The organism is Sphingopyxis sp. GW821-FHT12C06 (assembly GCF_058807415.1).
This window is the reverse complement of the sequence record NZ_JBXAQR010000002.1, coordinates 723,612-743,593: the sequence shown is the minus strand read 5'-3', so window position 1 is coordinate 743,593 and position 19,982 is coordinate 723,612. Positions and strand designations below refer to the sequence as shown.

Annotated in this window: 13 protein-coding genes and 1 tRNA gene; 5 read left to right on the top strand and 9 right to left on the bottom strand. The window is 59.8% G+C overall.

The window, feature by feature from the left end:
* Positions 1–380: 380 nt before the first annotated feature.
* Entirely contained in the window at positions 381–1,424 is a 1,044-nt protein-coding gene (locus AC1RRJ_RS08940; RefSeq protein ID WP_493121625.1) for a helix-turn-helix domain-containing protein, read from the top strand.
* A 69-nt stretch (positions 1,425–1,493) separates the two neighbouring features.
* On the opposite strand, the gene AC1RRJ_RS08935 is transcribed toward AC1RRJ_RS08940, so the two are convergent.
* The gene (locus AC1RRJ_RS08935; protein ID WP_493121621.1) at positions 1,494–2,210 is read right to left on the bottom strand and encodes a response regulator transcription factor; all 717 of its coding nucleotides are present in this window, start codon (positions 2,208–2,210) and stop codon (positions 1,494–1,496) included.
* 1,063 nt (positions 2,211–3,273) lie between these two features.
* Here AC1RRJ_RS08935 and AC1RRJ_RS08930 point away from each other — a divergent pair.
* Complete coding sequence (locus AC1RRJ_RS08930) at positions 3,274–8,580, top strand: autotransporter outer membrane beta-barrel domain-containing protein (RefSeq protein WP_493121618.1); 5,307 nt, start codon at positions 3,274–3,276, stop codon at positions 8,578–8,580.
* 452 nt (positions 8,581–9,032) lie between these two features.
* On the opposite strand, the gene pgl is transcribed toward AC1RRJ_RS08930, so the two are convergent.
* Positions 9,033–9,743 (bottom strand): 6-phosphogluconolactonase, encoded by a 711-nt coding sequence (pgl, locus tag AC1RRJ_RS08925; RefSeq protein ID WP_493121616.1) that lies wholly within the window; start codon positions 9,741–9,743, stop codon positions 9,033–9,035.
* A 382-nt stretch (positions 9,744–10,125) separates the two neighbouring features.
* Here pgl and AC1RRJ_RS08920 point away from each other — a divergent pair, with 382 nt between their 5' ends.
* On the top strand, positions 10,126–10,446 hold the full coding sequence (locus tag AC1RRJ_RS08920; protein ID WP_493121613.1) for a hypothetical protein: 321 nt from the start codon (positions 10,126–10,128) through the stop codon (positions 10,444–10,446).
* Positions 10,447–10,573: 127 nt separating this feature from the next.
* Here the strand turns inward: AC1RRJ_RS08920 and AC1RRJ_RS08915 are convergent, their stop codons facing one another.
* A complete protein-coding gene (locus tag AC1RRJ_RS08915) occupies positions 10,574–11,404 on the bottom strand; it encodes a 23S rRNA (adenine(2030)-N(6))-methyltransferase RlmJ (protein WP_493121610.1) in 831 nt (276 codons plus the stop codon).
* 516 nt (positions 11,405–11,920) lie between these two features.
* On the opposite strand from AC1RRJ_RS08915, the gene AC1RRJ_RS08910 reads away from it, so the two are divergent.
* Complete coding sequence (locus AC1RRJ_RS08910; RefSeq protein WP_493121607.1) at positions 11,921–12,172, top strand: hypothetical protein; 252 nt, start codon at positions 11,921–11,923, stop codon at positions 12,170–12,172.
* A gap of 595 nt (positions 12,173–12,767) precedes the next feature.
* Here AC1RRJ_RS08910 and AC1RRJ_RS08905 read toward each other — a convergent pair.
* From AC1RRJ_RS08905 to AC1RRJ_RS08895, 3 genes are all read right to left on the bottom strand, one after another.
* On the bottom strand, positions 12,768–13,301 hold the full coding sequence (locus AC1RRJ_RS08905) for a hypothetical protein (protein ID WP_493121604.1): 534 nt from the start codon (positions 13,299–13,301) through the stop codon (positions 12,768–12,770).
* Positions 13,302–13,374: 73 nt separating this feature from the next.
* Complete coding sequence (locus tag AC1RRJ_RS08900) at positions 13,375–13,845, bottom strand: PraA/PraB family alkane oxidation protein activator (RefSeq protein ID WP_493121602.1); 471 nt, start codon at positions 13,843–13,845, stop codon at positions 13,375–13,377.
* 365 nt (positions 13,846–14,210) lie between these two features.
* The gene (locus AC1RRJ_RS08895) at positions 14,211–14,567 is read right to left on the bottom strand and encodes a hypothetical protein (protein WP_493121599.1); all 357 of its coding nucleotides are present in this window, start codon (positions 14,565–14,567) and stop codon (positions 14,211–14,213) included.
* A 497-nt stretch (positions 14,568–15,064) separates the two neighbouring features.
* On the opposite strand from AC1RRJ_RS08895, the gene AC1RRJ_RS08890 reads away from it, so the two are divergent.
* Positions 15,065–16,393: a hypothetical protein gene (locus AC1RRJ_RS08890; RefSeq protein WP_493121597.1), complete on the top strand. Its 1,329-nt coding sequence runs from the start codon at positions 15,065–15,067 to the stop codon at positions 16,391–16,393.
* Between the two features lie 387 nt (positions 16,394–16,780).
* Here AC1RRJ_RS08890 and AC1RRJ_RS08885 read toward each other — a convergent pair.
* From AC1RRJ_RS08885 to mrdA, 3 genes are all read right to left on the bottom strand, one after another.
* Positions 16,781–16,856, bottom strand: a tRNA-Lys gene (locus tag AC1RRJ_RS08885).
* A gap of 111 nt (positions 16,857–16,967) precedes the next feature.
* A complete protein-coding gene (rodA, locus tag AC1RRJ_RS08880; RefSeq protein WP_493121594.1) occupies positions 16,968–18,074 on the bottom strand; it encodes a rod shape-determining protein RodA in 1,107 nt (368 codons plus the stop codon).
* Complete coding sequence (gene mrdA, locus AC1RRJ_RS08875; protein WP_493121591.1) at positions 18,071–19,978, bottom strand: penicillin-binding protein 2; 1,908 nt, start codon at positions 19,976–19,978, stop codon at positions 18,071–18,073. Before mrdA ends, rodA begins: the two co-directional genes overlap by 4 nt.
* Positions 19,979–19,982 lie beyond the last annotated feature (4 nt).

Here is a 19,982-nt window from a genome sequence, read left to right as displayed (position 1 = left end):
GGGTTTTCAGAGGTCGACGCAATTCTGGTATATTTTATGCCTATATGACAACGGCATAATGAGGATTTTGGATCGACGAGGGTGGCATTTTCCAGCAGAGCAGCGCTGACTGGAAGGGCTTGTTTTCGGAGAGATTAATAGTGAACCGAAGGGCGCTGGCGCCTTTTCTCGGCAACTTTGCGAGGTCGGGCCGGACAAGGCTCGGCCTGACTTCAAAAAGTTGCTGGAAGGAAGTCGGCATGCGGCATGGATTCAGGGCGGAAAATGACGTCAGGTCCGGATCGCCATCCACAAATGCTTCATGACCTTAATCAACTAACAAACCAACCGGCATGCGCGGTGGGGGAGAAAGCCAATGGCTCGAACGATAAGGGCGACAGATGTCGATTGAGGGCAATCGCAGCGAAATGAACCCGATTGACGAGGTTTTGGTTTCGACCGACCTGGTCGACGATCGCCTCAGGAGCGACTTCTGGCGAGAGGTCACGCGCCCCTTCTACGAAACCACGCCGTTGGTCGGAAGCGAGGGCCCGCAGCTTGAAGGCGCGATACGGTCGCGACAGGTGGCCGGGCTGTGGTTCGGTTCCATCACATTCAATGCGCAACGATATAATCGCGATCGACGCATCATCGCATCAAGTGACCTTGACCAGTATCTTGTAGCAGTTGTTGCAGAGGGAGGCATGTCCGGTGACTTCGCCGGCACCAGTGCCACGGCCCGGTCCGGAGATATTTGCATCCTGGATTTGACGCAGGTACTTCAAGGCGACGTGGCCGCCGGTGGCATGTTCTCGACCCTCATTCCGCGCCAAGCCCTGGCAAAGGCAACGGGGCATGCAAATCTGCATGGGCTGGTTCTCAAGGCGCATTTGCCGATGACGAAGCTGCTCACAGCCTATCTTGGGGGTTTAAGCGATCTCGGGAGTCAGCCGTCGGACGACGAAGCCGCCGCCGTGCAGGAAGCGCTGGTAACAATACTCGCTGCGACGCTGCGAGGGGAGCGGCCCGATGATGCGGGAGATCTCCGGCCGTTGAGTGCGGCTTTGCGGCAACGGGTTCTGGACTTCATTGACAGCAACATCCACAATCATGACCTTGGTCCGGACTTTATTCTTCGGCGCTTCCATGTCTCCCGGGCGCATCTTTATCGAGCGTTTGCAGGAGATGGTGGCATCTCAAGCGTAATCCGGGATCGACGGCTGGACGCAGCATTTCTTGAGTTGACGCGAACCGATATCGCCGCGCGATCTATTGCAGAGATCGCTTTTGCGCATGGTTTTGCGGATCCCACTCACTTCTTGCGTCGTTTCCGGGCACGTTTTGGTCAAACGCCCGGCGAAGCGCGGCGGGAAAGGCCTTCTCGCCAGCTTTCCTCCGATCTGCAGGCGCATTTCCTGGAGTTCCGAAAGCGGGTGAGGGAATAAGCGACGCGCTGGCGCCGGATATTTTCCATCAACCGGATGAGGGCTGCCCCGAAGTGGCGGCGCCGCGACCTAGTCGGCGAAGGTGAAGCCCAATCCGCGGATGACATGCAGCGGAAGAGGCATGTCAGACTGTTTGGCTTTCCGCCGCAACCGGCTCACGATCGTATCCAGATGCCCGTAGTTGAAGTCATAGGCGTCCGCGCCCATGGCTTCGACGAGCGCCCGCCGCTCGACGGTCTTGCCGCGCTCCCTGAGCAGAAGTTCCAAAAAGCGCTTCTCCGAGGTGGTCAAGCGAAGGCGGTGGCCTAGGCCGTCGGTGAGTACCCAGCCGCCTTCGATCAGCGTCCATTGGGGGGAGGGGGGCGGCGCCGCAATGCTGCGCCTGTTCAAACGCCTGCCAAGCGCCTCGACCGTGGCAGCCAGTTCCCGAACGTCGATGGGTTTGACGAGATAGGCATCGGCTCCTGTCCTCAGTCCGTCGATCCGATCGTCTACAGAGCCGCGGGCTGTCGCCAGGACAATGCCCACTGATTGCGAAGCGCGCAAATGGGCGGCTATCGACAAGCCATCTTCTTCTCCATCCAGGCCGACGTCGAGAATGACGACGTCGGACGGCCGCGCGGCGTAGGCCCGGTAGAGGGGAGCGGCGCCGTCGAATCCATGGACGTCCAGCCCCAGTCTGGACAGGCCCAGGACCATTTCCTCCCGGAAATCTTCGTCATCGTCCACGAGATAAACGAGGGGTGTCGCCTTGATATCATCGGTCTCGAAATCGCTGTCGTTCATTGATGTGTGCCGATGCATTCGGGGCGTGTTCGTTTCAAGTGGCGGGTGTATGAATTGCAGTTCGGTGCGTCAGTTTCGATGAAATGAAAAAGTTCCGAGGCGAGTCATGGTAATAGAATTAAGAAAAAATATTCACCTTATATTCTAAAGTGGACCGCGATTAAGTTTACGAACTTGTCCTATCCAAATACATCGTCGATCACGCCGCTTCATCGAGCGTATTATCCGGAAATGCCCAAGTACCTACGAGATGATAGGCGCGGCCCTAGCTACGCGATCGAAGCGTCCGATGCCCCATCCCGTCGTCTCATTTTTATATGCCGTGCGTCTCATGCCCGGCGCCCTTTCGTCGCGCCAATTGTCGGGCAACGGGGTTCGGCATCGTTCGGCATGATGACGCATTTTCCGGGGCAACCTGGGTAGCTTCACCCCGCAACGCAGATGCGCTGCTGTTCGCCTGCAACGGGCCGGCCTTGGGTTGGTGCGATATCTGCCTCGTGCAGATGGTTGGCCGATGATGTCCAGGGGCCGGCGCTTCCGGGCAATTGCTTCCGCATCTCGTGCCCGGGCCGTGACGGGTTCAAAGGTCGGTCAAGCGATATGGGAACGAAAATTAAAATACTCATTCATTGAAAGAATGTGAATGAAAGTGACAGTTTGTGAGGTTGTAACAAGGAACTGGAATAAATAGAAAATCCGCGGACAAGATGGGGGATATCGATAATTGATGATCTCTGAATTTTGAAAATTGTTCTTGGCTTTGATTTTTCGCTGGAAGGAAGCGGCGGTGTGTCCTTCGATTGAATTGGAAACGGTGGTCCGTTGTACGGATTGCTGCGTTCCCGAAACTGTCGGTCTCGAACTCTCCGTCAGGATTGAAAGCGGGCGGCTTGGGCCAGTTGGCCCATCGCTGCATTCATACCCTCCAGTTCCACAAACATCTTAATCTTGGTGCCCACGAAACCGGCAGCAGCTCAATCGGATCTCCATGGAGTTGGCGATCGCAGTAGCTGGTTTCCGGGCGCACCAATTCGACCATGAATTTCTACAGGGAGCGTCTTCAATGAACATCGAATCAAGCGGTCAAACCTCGCGTGCGGCTGAGCACGGACGTATCGCCCGCCTGCGTGCAGAGCTTTTGCGTGGTGGCAGCTTCGTGAAGGTCGGTCTGGCTGCCGGGTTGGCGATTTCCCAGCCTGCATGGGCGGCCGATGTTGTCGTGACCGAGCCGGCATCGAATGCTCCGGTCGTCGTTCGATCCCCGGGTGTGGATAATGTGACGGTCACATCGACCGGCCTGATCACGAATGGAAGCGATGCGGCCTACTCGCCGATTGATATCCAGACGAATGTGAATTCAAAATCGATCACGGTGAACGTCCACGACGTCAACACGACTGCGGGAACGCTGGGCGCGATATTCGTCACCACGGACGGCACGGGCGATGTGGCCGTCACTTCGGATGGCGATGTGACGGGAGCCCGGAAGGGTATCAACATAACGCACACCGGCAGCGGGAATGTCACCGTCTCGTCCACGGGGACCATTACCGGCAGCTCCGATAGCGGCGTTCGCGTCCTTCGCGACGGTAGCGAAGCAGGCTTCGATGTCGCCGTGAACGTCAATGAGGTGACGGCGAGCGTCGGCGGTTTGGGCGCTGCGCTCGATATCGGCAATGCCAGCGCCGGCGGGTCGACGACGGTGACGGCAACCGGCACGGTGACGAACACTGCGGGGCATGCCATCCGGATCAACGGCGTCGACGGGAATAGTGACGGCAATCTGGGTGGTCCGCTCACCATCGACGTCAAGGATATCGTGGCCGGCACCCGCGCCAGTGCCGGGGATACCTTCGTCTCCAACGGTGGCGACGGCATCCAGTTGGTGGGTCGGGTCGGTCAGGCGGGCATGCAGCCCACCAACATTACCACCGGCAACATCGACGTCGCTGGAACGGGCGTCAATCTGGGGTTCGCTATCAACATGGTTGATGGCGAAACCAATGTCACCACCGGGAACATCACGGCGGGTGGCGCAGGCGTCGTTATCGAGTCGAACGACAATGCCCACAATTATGCGATCAACGTCAAGACCGGCACCGTGACCACCGGCAGCACAGGCATCACCGTGAACCAGTCGGGAACGGGCAGCATCTCGGTTGAAACCGGCGATGTCAATGCCGGAATGGCCGCTGGAGGGGTTAACGGCTTTCAGAATGCCGGCGGTTATGGCGTCCGGCTCGACAGCGATCCGCACGGGGCCACCACAGCGGGACCGGGTGGATCCGACTGGAATCTCAAGACCGGCGATATCACCGTCACGAATCGTGCAACCGGCGACTTCGCAGGAACGGGCATCGGGCTCGGCACGATCGCGAATGGCGGCAACGGCAACGTGACGGTGACGGCCGGCAACATCCGGGCCGGTACCGGCGTTGTCTACAACCGCAATGGCACCGGTAAGGTCAGCCTCACGACCGGCGACATCACCGCGACGACGGGTAATGGCATCCAGTACGGCACCAACAACGTCAAGGATGACCTGATCATCAATACCGGCAACATCACCGCCGCAGGGAAAGGCATCACCGGCGACACCCAGGGCAGCAACGATCTCGCCAACATTACCACCATCAACGTCGGCAACATCACGTCCGGCGGCGATGGCATTGACATCATCCACAGCGGTCGGGGGGCTGCGACGATCAACGCAACCGGGACGATCAAGTCGAACGGCATCGGCGTCAATCTGACGAATGATTCCGCGACGTTCTACTCGCCTGCGCCCGACAGCCAGACCCTCATCACGGTCAACAACATTGATACGCCGAACAACACGGCGATCAATGTGGACTCCAATGCGGTCAAGGGAACGACGATCACCACGAACGGCGCCATCAATACGTCGGCCGCAAGTGTCATCGCCGGCGATGGCATGCGGGTGACAGAACGTGAAGGTCCGCTGGTCGTCAACATCGCCGCGGGCAGCGCCATTACCTCCTACAACAACACGATGGAGCTGACCAACAGCGGCACTGCGGGGACGACGATCAACGTCGACGGCACGCTGAAGTCAACGGCACTGACGGGCGGGAGCGATGGCGTCATCTGGACGTGGGGCACGCCCGGAACAACGACGGTCAACATCAACGACGGCTCCACGGTTCAAGCGGCGGGCCGAACCGGTTTCGCGATGACCGACAACGGCGGCGACTCGGTGATCACCGTGGGCGCGGCTACGGTGACCGGCGGCTTCCGTCTGGGGACCGGTGCGGACGTACTGACCTTCAACGGCACCGACATGACGAATGTCGGGACGCTGGATGGCGGCGTCGACGATGCAATCGATGTTCTGAACCTGAACGCCGTGAGCAACCTGACGCGCAACCTCGATACCGTGGGTCAGGAAATCCAGAACTGGCGGGAGGTGAACCTGAACGGCGGCACGGCCGATCTGGTCGGAACGATGACGGCCGGCACCTTCACCCTGGGCAAGGACGCTGCGGGCAATCCTGCGGTTCTGGCCATTGGGGCGGGTACTGTAGGTGACACGTTGACCATCGGCGCCCTCACGGCCACGAGCGGCAACTTCGTCGGCGCCGGTGGCAGCATCCTGCTCGACGTCGATGCGTCCACGCACACATCCGACAAGCTGGTCGTAGACGGCAACGTCAGCGGTGTGACGGGCCTGGCCGTGAATAATCTGACGCCATCGGGCGCCGCGTCTGATCAGATGGATATCGCGGTGGTGGACGTGAAGGGCGCGTCGTCGCCGGGCGACGCCTTCGTGCTGGCAAATGGTCCAGCGGTGATGGGCGGGCGCGCCTATCAGTTGCAGCAGGGTGACTCGGCGGGCGGCAATGCCAAGGACTGGTTCCTGACGCTGCAGCCCTGCCCGGCGGGCGGACTGGATGAGACCAACGGCACCTCGCTGGGTTGCAAGACCGACGACAAGCTCACGCTGAATGGCACGGAAATCGTTGTCGGCAATTTCGAAGGCGCTGGCGGCATGGATGTCCTCACGGTCGCGGGTGGCGCGTCGGTGGGCGGTATCGTTGCCGGCGGACAGGTCGGCGCGGACTCCAGCGCGCCGCTGGACGGCGCAGACCTGATTGTCATCAACACGACGGGATCGGTCGGTGGCGTCCAGGGCAACCTGGGCAATGACACGATCTTTGTCGTGGGCGGCAGCACCGTCACGGGGAATGTCGAGGGCAATGAGGGCAGCAACCAGATCCGGATCGGTGGCCTGGGCGCCCTTCCCGACGGGAGCGTGCCGGCTACCGATGCTGTGACCGTGCGTGGTGACGTGCTTGGCGGCGACGGCACGGCAACGGATGGCAACAACCAGATCTGGGTGCTCGGCGGCGCGCATGTGAACGGCAAGGTCGCTGGCGGTAACGGCAACGACTCGATCGTTCTGAACGGTGCTACGGCCGTTATTGGCGGCGCGATCGACGGCGGCGCAGGCAATGACACGATTGCCCTGATGCTGGGCACCGTGGCCAGCGTGGCCGGTGGTGCCGGTGACGACAATATCAGCCTGAGCGGTGCCAAAGTCAGCGGTGCAATCGACGCTGGCGAGGGCAACAACATCGTTACGCTGAGCGCCGGAACGGCGGGTAGTGTTTCGGCGGGAGCGGGTGTCGATACCATCACGCTGGCAGGTGCCACGATCAGTGGCGGCATCAACAGCGGTGCCGGAAACGACATCATCAACCTCACCAGCGGTACGGTGGCGGGCGGCGTCAATGCCGGCGCCGGTGCGGATACGCTGAACGTCGCGGGTGCGACCTTCACGCTGGGCAACACCAAGCTCGACGGTGGCGCGGCAGGGCAGGGGAATATCCTGAACCTGAACAGCGTCAATCAGACGCTGATTTCGCCGCAGAACAATCTGGTGAACTGGGATACCGTCAACGCGAACAGCTCGACGCTGACGGTCAGCGGCGGCGATTCGCTGACCGCGGGGCAGGTCAACCTGAACACATCGACGATCGTGGCCCGCAACGGCTTCACTATCAACGGTAACCTGGGTCTTAATACGGGGGCGATTGACCTGCAGGATGGCGCGACCGGCGACAAGTTCAACGTCTCCGGCAACTACGGAGCCACCGGTTCAGGAAATACGCTGCTGATCGACGCCGATTTTGCGGCGAACACGGCGGACGAACTCCGGGTGGGCGGCTCGATCACCGGCGTTACGAATTTGAAGGTGAAAGATGTCACCCCGGCGGTCGCAGATGCGACCGGCCAGGACGTGCTCGTCGCGAAGGCTGGCGGCAGCGCGGATGCCTCGAACTTCAGTCTCGTCGGTGGCCCGATCGTTAAGGGCATCTGGGACTATGGCCTGGCAAACGGCACCGAAGCGAAGACTGTCGTGCTGCGCGGTAGCCTGAACTCCCTTGGTGCCCTGTACAGCGGAGCGGCGGGTGCCCTGGCGGACGCCTTTGGCGAACTTCCGACCATGGAGCAGCGCGTCGGACAGCGGCAGTGGCTGGCCGGAAGCGATGATGGTGCGTTTGGCGGCCTGTGGGTTCGTATGACGGGCGACCGGACGACCAAGACACCCAAGAGCAGCGCCGTCGATTTCTCGACGCGCAACAACTCATGGGGTGTGCAGGTTGGAGCCGACTTCACGCTCGCCCGCAGTGAACACGGTTTTCTGACCGCAGGTATCACGGGCCAGTATAAGGATATGAACGCCACGATCCGCAGGCCGGGGAACGCTGACAACGGCAAGATCAGCGCCGATGGCAGCGGTGTCGGCGTGAACTTCTCGTGGAATGGCGTGCGTGGCGAATATATCGACATTCAGGGCCAGTATAACTGGGCGTCCGCCCGTATGGGCACGACGAGCCTCGGGAACACTATCGAAGATTTGGATGTGGTATCGAAGTCCATCAGCATGGAAACCGGCAAGCGCTTCGTGCTTGGGGCTGAAGGCAAGAGCGTGCTGGTGCCGCAGGTGCAGGTGAGCTGGAGCGAGCTGAGCTCCGATGTCTTCACGGACAGCAAGGGCGTGAAGGTCGATCTGGGTGATCACGACACCACCCTGGCGCGCTTTGGCTTGGCCTATGAATACCACCTCAACGGCACGAACCTGGCCGGCCCGGATGCGGACGGTACGATGTTCTACGCGATCGCCAATGTCGTGCAAAACCTCTCGCCGCGGCACGAAGCCATTGCACAGGGCAAGAAGTTGGCCATGCGTGACCAACGGACCTGGGGCGAGTTTGGTTTGGGCGGATCCTTGGCTCTGAGCAGCAGCGCGCTCGTCTATGGCCAGGCGACTTATAGCCGGTCGTTCGATAACGGTGGCGACAACCACGACATTGGCGGCACGGTCGGGGTGCGCTTGCGCTTCTGAACGTCCTCCTTCGACGGGCATTATGTGATGCTTGACCAGCGCCGTCGTGGTGCCGTCGAAGGGGTGCGATAGCGCCTGTCGCACAGATTTGGGTTGTGATTTATGGAGGATTGGGGTCCCGTCGGAGTGACGAAGATGGGGCCCCAACCCTTTAAAGCAAAATCGCCGGCCAGGGGCGAGGGGGAGTCCGTCGCCGGAACATTGGGCACAGATCGCGGCGTAAACTAGCGGAGCGTGGCGGACGGGTCATCGCTCGCGCCAGCGTGAAACCCGATGATAGTCGTTCGACGCGCTGGTGGTCCGTACCTGTCCTGCCGTCATGTGCTGGCAGGACGCGTCAGTGAGATGGGGAGGCGGGAGGCGAATGTCCTTTTTCGCAGTCAATTCCCCGGAGAGCGGCGGGACCGCTCTCGGTTATGGTTCGCCCTCGCCGTTACCGCTTCATCAGTCTTTCACGCTGGCGCCCAATGGATGTCGACTGGCAACTCTGTGCCCGCCAATGCGCGTCCTATGGGATAGGCCGAGGTCCGTCCCTGTTTGATGGCGGTCTCGATCAGAGCGCGCTTCTCTTTGCCTGTCACGGCGATCACCAGCGCGCGCGCTGCGGTGATCGCAGCAAGGCTGAGGGTGACGCGTGGAACCGGCGCATCGCCCGGCATCGGATCCGGCATTACGCCCAGAGCTCGGACATCTTTTGGGCCATTTACGGCTTCATCGAAATCGGGTCCCGCGAAAATCGAGGCCGTATGTCCGTCACTTCCTACCCCGAGCAGGCATAGATCGAGCGGCCAATGCAGATCTCGCATCAGGGCATCAGCAGAACGTCCAGCCGCTTTGTAGTCCGGGATTGCATTCGGAACGATCGGCATGACGCGTGCGCCCTTGGGCAAGAAATATCTGGCGAGCACCGTTACGTTGCTGAGCGGGTCGCCCAGCGGCACGATGCGTTCATCCCCGGGGATAATCGTCACGCGCTTCCACTCCAGCTTCGCGGACGAGAGCTTTTCGTAAATCGGGATTGGCGTCTTTCCGCCAGCGAGTGCGATCACCGCGGCACCGCGCGCCTCGATCGCGCTTTCGATGATGAAGGCGATATCACCCGCTACGGCCCCCGCCATCTCAGCCGCGTCATCATATTCCCACCATTCGACTTCGTCGCTCATATGATCTTCCTTGAACAGAATAATTCTATCTTTGCGCCGAGGCCGTGCCGGCACTGCTCTCTGGTTCCGCGTCTGATGAACGCGGGGCGTACGGCCATTATCTCACGCTGCGCAACCTGTCTGGTTTCGTCTGCGACACTCAAGGAGCGGACAGCCGGCAAGCGGTCAATCGATGCCAGCTCCTCGGCAAGATGCGCGCCGCGCAGCCGGGAAGTGCCGCCCACAGGAGGGACCTGGCGAGCAAGCCGCCGCCGCCCCACCACCAACGGCGTCGATTCTGCTCGTCGCCGCGGAGCGGCTGTCTTGGCAGCTAAACGTTCCGGTAGCCGATCTTTGATGTGAACTGACTGGAGCGCCGCGCCTAACATGCTAAGGGCATCCTATGCTTCACATGCACGGCCGCGGCGGCACCGTCCAAATCGATGGTGTCAAATATGACTGGGAACTCCTGAGCGAGCCCCAACTGTCCTCTTCCGATGGCTGGAGGGGCATGACGGTCGCCTTGCGCCAGAGAGATATGCCACGCGAAGCCGTGCTGGAATTTCCGACGCCAAAGCGCCTGTTGAAAGGATTGCCGAAAGGGCGTTCGCACATCAACGACGCGATAGCCTCGCGAGGAGTGCGAGCGGCATTGTCGGCAGGATGGGACCCGGCTTCTCGCGGCAAGCCGACGGTCTTCATGGTTGATGCCAACGGCGACTAAGCGCAATCGTCTGGAGCACTGGCGTCCAGCGCGAAAACCGTGTTTTAAATTCAGCGTGACCAAATTTGTTTACAACCTGAAGCGCGGCAATTCCTCCTTTGGGAGAAGGGGAAGCTGAGTGTCTATTTTAATCGCCCAACCAATCGGCTGTGATCTCTCCCCGATGCCCCTCCGGCGCCAGCGCGGCGCGCAGAGCTTCCAGCAGAGGCGGCAGCGCCTGCGTGAAGGCGTAGGGCGGGTTGACGATAAAGAGGCCCGCGCCGTTATAGATGTCTGGCTGATCGCTATCGTACAACCAATGCTCGACCACCAGAAACTTCGGGATATCGAGCTTACGTAGCTGCGCCTTCCACCGGACATGCGTGGCGCGGTCTTTCAGCGGATACCAGACCACCGTCACGCCATGCGCCCATTTGCGGCGGGCGGCTGCGAGGGTGGCGGTGATACGTGCGCGTTCATCGGTCTGCTCGTACGGCGGGTCGACCACCACCACGCCGCGCGCGGTGCGGGGCGGAAGCATCGCCAGCCAAAGCTCGTAGGCGTCGCGCTGATGCACGGCGGCGGATGTATCGCGCATCGCGCCGCGCAGGGCATAGGCGTCGTCGGGATGTTTCTCGTTCAGGATCAGAAAATCATGCGGACGCAGAAGCTGCGCCAGAAATCGCGGCGATCCGGGGTAGAAGCGAGGCTCGGCCCCGGCATTCACCGCCTGTACGGCGGCGCGGTAGTCGTCCAGCAAGGGGTTCGGGTCGGCGAAGGCCCGCAGCACGCCCTGTGTGGCCTCGCCGGTGCGCCTCGCCTCCTCGCCGCCAAGGTCGTACAGCCCGCAACCGGCATGGGTGTCGATCAGGGTCAGCGCGCCCTGTTTTTGCTGCAAGGCCCGTACGAGGGCGATCAGCAGGCTGTGCTTTACAACATCGGCGCTGTTGCCAGCATGGAAAGAATGGCGATAATTCATTGTAATTCAAAATCCTGGCGATCTGCCTTTATACGAATGGCTGGGCGCGGAAGCCGAGCGCGAGGCGATGGAGGCAACCAATCCGGTGCCCGTACAGAGTCGGGCGGAAATCTTCAAAGCATTCTGCACAAGGCCTCAAGCCCGCGTTAGCGATCGTCACCAGAGGCGGAGGCACAGCCTCCGAGCCGCGTTTCTCTCGAGTTATTGCGCGGTAATTACGGAGGATGAAGCGATGCCTACGACAACCATCAATCAGAGGACGGTAGATCGCTGCTGGACCGACAGTCGGGAATTGTTTCTCCGGGAGGATATTCTGCGCGGGTCCGACGATGCGTTGCCGATCTGCCGGCAGCACTGGCGGCAATCGCACAGCGGCGTTTTGTACTCAGGTGATATTTCGTGCGCGATGGTCCGCGATGAATATGCCGCTCGCCGGGATCGGTACTGGCAGAAACACGAATGCCGGCAATGGGGCGCTGATTCGACTCTTCGCATCCTTCGTGACAATTTGCGGCCATGGGGGAGAGGGCCAACAGCAACGCTGGAACGATTGCAGTAATTGCGCTGGTCGCGTTCGCGATCGGTAAGATAACCGGCGACGACCCTGAGCAGAAGAAGCAGGAACAACCGACGCAGGCGTTCGTCAGTCCGATCGAGCCTGACGAACAGCCCGTATGGACTTATGCCGAACCGGAGACCGTCACATCAGCGCCACAGCGCTTTATGTCCAAAGGCCCCGCCATTGAGCGGGATCCCTTCATCCTGTGAGGTCTTGGCCAAAGCATACCGCATCAGTTTATGCTTACGTAGCCACTGGTCACACGCAATTTTGAGCCTGCGTAAATCTTGCATGAGGTGCCCATGACGTCGGCCGGAAGTACCGCTTCCAAAGCTGGAGCGTCATACCAACTGAACCAAACGGTCGAAAAGTGGCACGGTGACATCGGGGTTTGAAAGTTTGCGGCGTATGAAAGCGCCCTCTTTCCGGTCGGAGAGAGCATATATTCCTCTGCATTAACGACTATTGGTAGCTCGACTTCACCTTCGTTCTCGACCGTGCAATTCGATATGAACCCCGGAGTCCCCTGCGTGAAAGCGATTGTACTCGAAGATGTGACGGTGCCATCAGCCGATATGTTGCAGGTTTTCCGGCCCATCCAGCCGAAGACGCTAATATCCAGTGGGCCGGACACCGTTATCGACGTGCCGAGCGGTAGCGCAGCGCCGGAAGAATTGGTCCGTGTCTGCGCCTGAGCGGGGGGAATGACACTGCTGCGGCAATCACAGCTGCCACCGCCGTTTGGGTGAATTAGCTATGAAGGGCGGCACTGCCTGGGCTGTCGCGCCGCCCCGATGGTGCCAATCAGCGGATGTCGACATTGCCAACCAAAGAGCCAGGCGCCACTACTCGCATCTTGGACCCTGCATGCATTGTGCACAGAGAGACCGTGTAATTGCTCGCAAGTCGTGCTTCGGAAATTGAAGCATCATACCAGTCAAACGGTATCGCCACGCCGTTACAAATGCCTACCGGGTTGTTGAAAGTGAGGTTGACGACGGCCCGTTCACCGGTTGGCGAGGCTCCCGAGAATTGCGCCTTCGCATCGAAGGGAAAACTGATCGTTCCGATATTATAGGGATCGTTACAGTTTGATGTAAAGCCAGGGGTGGCCTGATAGAAATTGATAGTGTCGAATGCGGTGACGATTCCGTCTATAGACACGTTGCAAGTCAAATTTCGAAGATATCGGAAGGAACTCGTCTCTATTGTTCCGGCGATGGTTATGGTTTGGCCTATCGGCAATGCTAGGCCGGTGGTCGAATTGGTCCAAGTTTGAGCCTGCGCAGGAGCGATCGAAATCGCGGCGAAAATTGCAGCGGCAATTGCCGTTTTCATAAAAATCTCCATGATAATATCTTCCCGAAGAATGGGCATGCATGGCTGGGGACAGCCATGCCGCGACATGCCGTCAGATGATCGTAATTGCCGGAGTGATCGTCAGGTTGAAACTTTTCAATTGGCACCATCCTGAGAATGCAGGCGCCGAAAGTGCTGTCGTTGAGCTACTCAGTGAGCTCGTCAAATTCAACGAAGCGTTGAAAGATGAGCATTGAGGCAAGTGTGATGGAACAATTGGCCTAATAGTAACTGATACATGAGTAGGAGAGATGACGTCGAGATCCATTGGAACGACCAAATTTCCGCAAGCCGCTGTCCCCGAGGTAAACACCAGGCGATTGGACGTTCCAGACTCAACATACCCAGACATGCTAATTGAGCAAAACCCGCCACCAATGCCGGCATACTCCAACCTGTAATTTCCAGTGGCTGTGATTGGAGTCCCGTTCGCGGGCGCCGTAATCGTGGCGGCAGCGGCTGGAATAGGCGTCATGCTCAGCGCCGACATTGCCAGTAAGATTTTTGGAAAATCATTCTTCATTGCACACATCCTTATATAGACAAGAAGTGCGCGGGCTCTCCCCCGCAACTGATAAATTACATCAGACAGGCGAGTTTAGATAGTTCTGACTATCATTTTAGCGGCGCAATGAAAAGCGCGGGTTGGAGGTGGGTGGCCGCGACAAGAAAAAGCCCCGCCGGTAAGGGCGGAGCAAGGAGGAGGGTGTCAGAAAAAAGGGCCCGTCCGCAAGGGACTGCAAGACAGGTTGGCGCTCCTAAGCAGGAGGATTGTTACAGGCAGGTGACGGCGAGGGTAATATCGCTGGCGGAGTAGCAATCGCGAAAAGATTGACTCTTTCCTGTGGCCAACTGGGTAACGACCAATATGGGGTAGGAAGCTGCCGTTCAAATACCAAGGAATGAAACAACCTGCCGGACATCAAGCCGGTCGACCAGCCAATCCGCGAGGCCGGAACGAAGTTCCCTTTGTTGGTTTATTGTCTCGTGATCGGGAGCGTTTTGCTGCCGCAATATATCGACCATGACCTTGCGACACGACGGCGACAGTTCCAGCGTTCCATAACGATGCATTGGCGTCCATTCGGCACACGAGGCTGCTAGAACCGGTTCGATCAGATCGAATGCGTTTTCGTTGAGAGCTATCCCCGCCCCGACTACGTCATCCCACCGCCCTTCGGCAAACTGAACGGTCAGGCCGCCGACTATGCCGTGCGTTTGAAACCACTCCGGTTTTGTCCCCATCGGATAGATGTAGCTTCAAAGTCGAACGTCCACAATCGGTCGGTTCCTGCCACGGCGCGTTTCTAGCAAAGCCCGAAGCTACTCTGCCTTATTTTTGAGCTTCGCTGCGTTTCTGAACCTTTCAATTGCCGCCTGCTTGGCAGATCTGCTCTGGGCAATCGGATCACCGACATGATCCAGGCCTCCGTCCACTTTCGGTACTAACTGGTGAGAGCGCGCCTTCTTGAGAGCGCTCCCCGTTCTGGTGCGGCTGGCTGACACGACGCTAGACATACCTCGCAAGTAGCATGAAAATCCAAGAAGCAGAATGTCCGCAATTGGTCGTTTCCGGTCATTTATGTGCCGGGGCGAATTGACCGAGCCGACTGGGGCTAGTTTGGAACAGCGCCGAGAATCCAAGGGTACGAAATAGGACGCGATATAGGTTGCGATGTAGGATTTTAGATGTTCTCTATTTGTTCCAGGCTGTTCGTCGGCCGATTTGCAAAGGAGAATTTATGACCTGCCTTCCCATCGCGACCCAAGCCGAAGCTGAGGCTGGCGTCGTCAATGATAAGTCCATGACGCCTCTTCGGACAAGCCAAGCGATTGATGCGCTTGGGGCGTCACAGAGTCAGCTGGCATGGGTGCGCGCGGCAACGCCAGTTTCGGTTCTTGAATATTACGATGCCTCCAATGGAGCCGCCGCGTGGCGCATGGCGCTCGAAGATGCATTCGCGACGGGACAAGCAGTTTCGTTTCGCGGCGATCTTCCCTTGGATCAAACCGTTACAATGCCTGCGGGCGCCATCCTAATTGGTGAAGGATCCTCGGCCGTCGATGATGTGCGTGGGGCTTCCTGTATTGTTCGCGCATTCACCGGCTCGGCGCCCCTTTTTATCGTTGGCCCCTATACCAGTGTCCGGGATGTCGATTTTGATGGTGACAGCCAAGGAACCGGCGATAACGTTCAGGTCGTCGGGTTTCGTGCAACTTTGCAGAATGTTTCATCGCGTAATGCCGGACGGGACAATTTCCGCGTCGGCGCGGACAGCCAAGTGTTGAACGGCAACGGGTGGCAGATGTTCAACATCCGCTCTTACGCATCGGGTCGGCACGGGCTATTCATTCATCATACTGGCGGCATAGTGGATGGGTCGTTCCCGCAGGGGCGGCCCGACATAAATGCCGGATCCGTTTTCGGTGCAGATATCATCCGCAGTGGTGGAGACGGAATTAAAATCGGCAACGCCATTGACGACAAGTTCTTCGGCGTGAGCATTCAAGAATCGGTCGGCCGCAATATTCACCTAGATGACGGCGCTCAGGGTCATATTTTCGTGGGGCCATACAGCGAGGCTGGTGGAAATCTCGATCTCTTCGCGTCAGGCACCACGCGCAACGTCTACGCATGGAATCGATCGAATGTTGTTTCGTCGGGGCTGACTGACAATGGATCCGGCAACATGGTAATTGGATCAAACGCAAATATGATGCCGGATCAGTTTGCATTTATGGAGCGGCTGTCGATCTACGGCGCGACAGCCTCGACACTCGATCTCTATGGGGCTGGAGACTTGTTCGCTCAGCTCCAAAGCCGCTCTTCTGGTGTAGGAACCGGCGGTATGGGTGTCGCTAGGGCTAAGCGTCCCGGTGATAGCCCGATCGATATCTTCCGGTGGCTAAACACAGGCATCGACATGCTTGCCGGTGATTATATGCACAGCGGGAACAAAGTCGTCGGGGCACGGGGGTTGGCTATCCCTAATGCGGTCGGAGGAACCGAAATCGCCACTATCAATGCGATCCTCGCGTTTCTTCGAAGCTGGGGGAGCATCGCAACCTGACCGCGGAATATGATCGGCGAGTAGAGTCGTAAGCTTCATCACTTTATCGGTGAGAGACAAGGGCAGAAAAATTGCGAGCGAAGTTCATGCTGAACATACTGCTCTTGTCGTGGCGACGGCGAACAGGGTCACAACCCAGGTTCGCTGTCGCCAGATCCGGCGCGTCGAAGGCATTAATGGTCCGACGACAGATGCCAATGATCGACATCGCGTGACGAACGGGTAGTCGCGCGCGATTTGATTGGAAGGCTCGATAAGAGACTGGAGCGGCTAGTTTGCCCGCCAAAAGCAGCGAAACCGCGCCGGCCGATTACGTGGCGACTACGTGACGCCGAAACCTGCCCCTGAGGGGTGGTGCTTGATCGGTCAAAACTGGCGGAAAAGTTATGGTGGACGCACTAGGGCTCGAACCTAGGACCCGCTGATTAAGAGTCAGCTGCTCTACCAACTGAGCTATGCGTCCACCGCCGTTTCCGGCCTGCTTTGCAGCGAAGAGAGATGCTCTTTGCTGCGAAGAGAGCGGCCCGCTATCATGGCCTTTCGGGGTTGGCAATGCCTATCCCGAAGTTTTTTCTCAATGAAAGCGCCGTGTCCCCGTTTTGCTGTCATTTTCGATGGCAAGAATAATTCCGACACAGGTCATGATCGTCAGCATCGACGACCCGCCATAGGAAAAGAGGGGCAGGGGAATCCCCACCACCGGCGCCAGGCCCATCACCATCATCAGGTTGATCGCGATATAGAAGAAGATCGTCATGGTGAGGCCCGCGGCGACCAGCTGGCCAAAGCGGGTGCGCGCCTTCAGTGCGACGCGCGTTGACCAGCGCAGCAGCAGGAAGAAGCCGAACAGGAGCGCGAGCCCGCCGATCAGCCCCCACTCCTCCGCCATGGTGGCGAAGATGAAGTCGGTATGCCCCTCGGGCAGATAATCGAGGTGACTTTGCGATCCGTTGAGAAAGCCTTTGCCGCCGATGCCGCCCGACCCGATCGCGATCTTCGACTGGCTGATATGATAGCCGGCGCCCAAGGGGTCGCTTTCGGGGTCGAGGAAGATCAGTACGCGCTTTTGCTGGTAATCGTGCAGGAAGGAGAAGAGCACGGGCAGCGCCGCAGCGCCGGCCGCCGCTGCGCTGCCGAACCACCAGAAGGGCAGGCCGGCAACGAACATCACGATCACCCCGCTCGCGCAGATCGCGAGCGCGGTGCCGAGGTCGGGTTGCAGCATGACGAGCGCCGCCGGAATGCCGATGATCACCAGCGCCGGCCACAGCGCGGTCCAGCCCCGGGTTTCACCCGGCGGCAATTGCGCATAGAAGCGCGCGAGTGCCAGCACGATTGCAACCTTCATCAGCTCCGACGGCTGAAGGTTCATGAAACCGAGGTTGAGCCAGCGTTGGCTGCCCCCGCCGACGAAGCCGAGCAGTTCGACCGCGACGAGCAACACCGCCACCGCGATATAGCCGAGATAGGCGAAATCCTCGAAAATGCGTAAGGGGAAGCGGCCGATGACCAGCGCGAGCGCGAGGAAGACGAGAAAGCGCACCCCTTGCTGTAACGCCCAGGGGGCAAAGCTGCCGCCTGCAGCCGAATAGAGGACGAGCAGGCCAAAGCCGGTGATCGCCGACAGCAAGGCCATCAGCTTCCACGGGAAGCGCTGGATGGCTGGCGGAACGGGGATCATGGCTGCGTCCCGGGGGCTGGCCCCATCGAGGCGCCCGCTTTCCACGCGGCATAGTCGCGGTCCATGCGTTCCTTGATCGTCCCGCCCCAGCCGGCCTCGAACGTCTCGAGCGCCGTCATCGCCTTCTCGCGGTCGAAGAGGAAGGTCATGAAATCCTTGGCGACCGGTGCCGCGGCGCGCGACCCGCCCATGCCGTGCTCGATCACGACGGCGGTCGCATAGCGCGGATTGACGACCGGCGCGAAGCCGATGAACAGGCCGTGGTCGCGAAATTTCCAGGTGCCGCTTTTGCCGTTGCCCGTGCCGAGTCCGCGCACCTGCGCGGTGCCGGTCTTGCCCGCCATCGTGATGCCGTCGAGTGGCAGGCGGCTGCGCCCGGCAGTTCCCCCCGGCCCGTTGACCACAAGGTCCATGCCATGGCGCGCGGTTGCGAGAGCATCGGCGGAAAAGGGCAGGGGCTCGTTTTTGAATTCGCGGTTGATCAGCCGCGGATAAAGCCGGCGGCCCGAGGCGATGCGCGACGCCATGACCGCGAGCTGGAGCGGGTTCACGCTGACATAGCCCTGGCCGATGACCGCGTTGAGCGAGTCCGAGGCCGACCACTCCTGGCCGTATTTCTTCATCTTCCATGCGCTGTCGGGAATCGTGCCAAAGCGCTGGTTGCTACCCGCGAGCTGAAACTCCTCGCCCAGTCCGAGCAGCTTCGCGGTAGGCGCCATCGCATCATAGCCGAGCCGGTGCGCGAGCCAGTAGAAGTAGCTGTTGCAGCTTTTCATGATCGCCGACGGCATGTCGAGGCTGCCGTGGGTGCCCAGGCAGCGGAAGAAGCGGCTGCCGAGGCGATATCCGCCGATGCAGGTGTGGCGCTCACTGGGGTCGACGCCATGGTCGATCGCGGCGATCGCCGCCATCGGCTTCAGCGTCGATCCCGGCGGATACAGCCCGCGGGTGGCCTTGTTGATCAGCGGTTGATGATCGTCGCCGCGCAGCCAGCTATATTCCGAATTGCTGATGCCGTCCGAAAAGCTGTTCGGATCGAAACTGGGCATCGAGACGAAGGACAGGATGTCGCCATTGTGGCAGTCGATCACGACCGCCGCCCCCGACTCGCGTCCCATGCGCCGTGCGACATATTCCTGCAGGTCGGCGTCGATTGTCAGATGGACGGTCTTGCCCTGCATATCGGGCTTGACCCCCAATTCGCGCACCACCTTGCCGCGCGCCGTTACCTCGACGCGCTTGGCACCGGGTTCGCCGCGCAACATCGGCTGGAAATATTTCTCCAGCCCATCCTTGCCGGTCTTGAAGCCGGGGGTGATGTAGAGCGGATCCTTGACGGCCTGATATTCCTCAGCGGTCGGCGCGCCGACATAGCCGATCAAATGGCCCACGGCCGCGCCGGTCGGATAGTTGCGGGCAAAGCCGCGCTGCGGCGCGACGCCCGACAGGTCGGGCAGGCGGACGAGGATCGAGGCATAATCGCCTTCGCTGACATCCTCCGCCACCGCTACGGGTTGAAACCCCGATGCGGCCTTGAGGTCGCGTTCGATGCGTTCCATTGCATCGCCGTCGAGGCGAAGAAGCGTCTTCAACTGCCCCAGCACCAGCTCCTTGCTGTGCAGGCGATCGGGGATGATATCGATGCGCAGCGACACGCGGTTGTTCGCGAGCGCCTTGCCATGGCGGTCGACGATCCAGCCGCGCCGCGGCGGAACCAGCGTCAGATTGACACGGTTGCTTTCCGATTCAAGGACATAGCGATCATTGTCGATAATCGAAATATAGCCCATGCGCGCCGCCAGCGCGGCGCCGACGACCATTTGGCCACCACCGACCAGCAGCGCGCGGCGTGTGAAGGTGATTCCCCTCCAGGCTTCGGTAATGGGCGGACTTTTGCGAACCATGGAG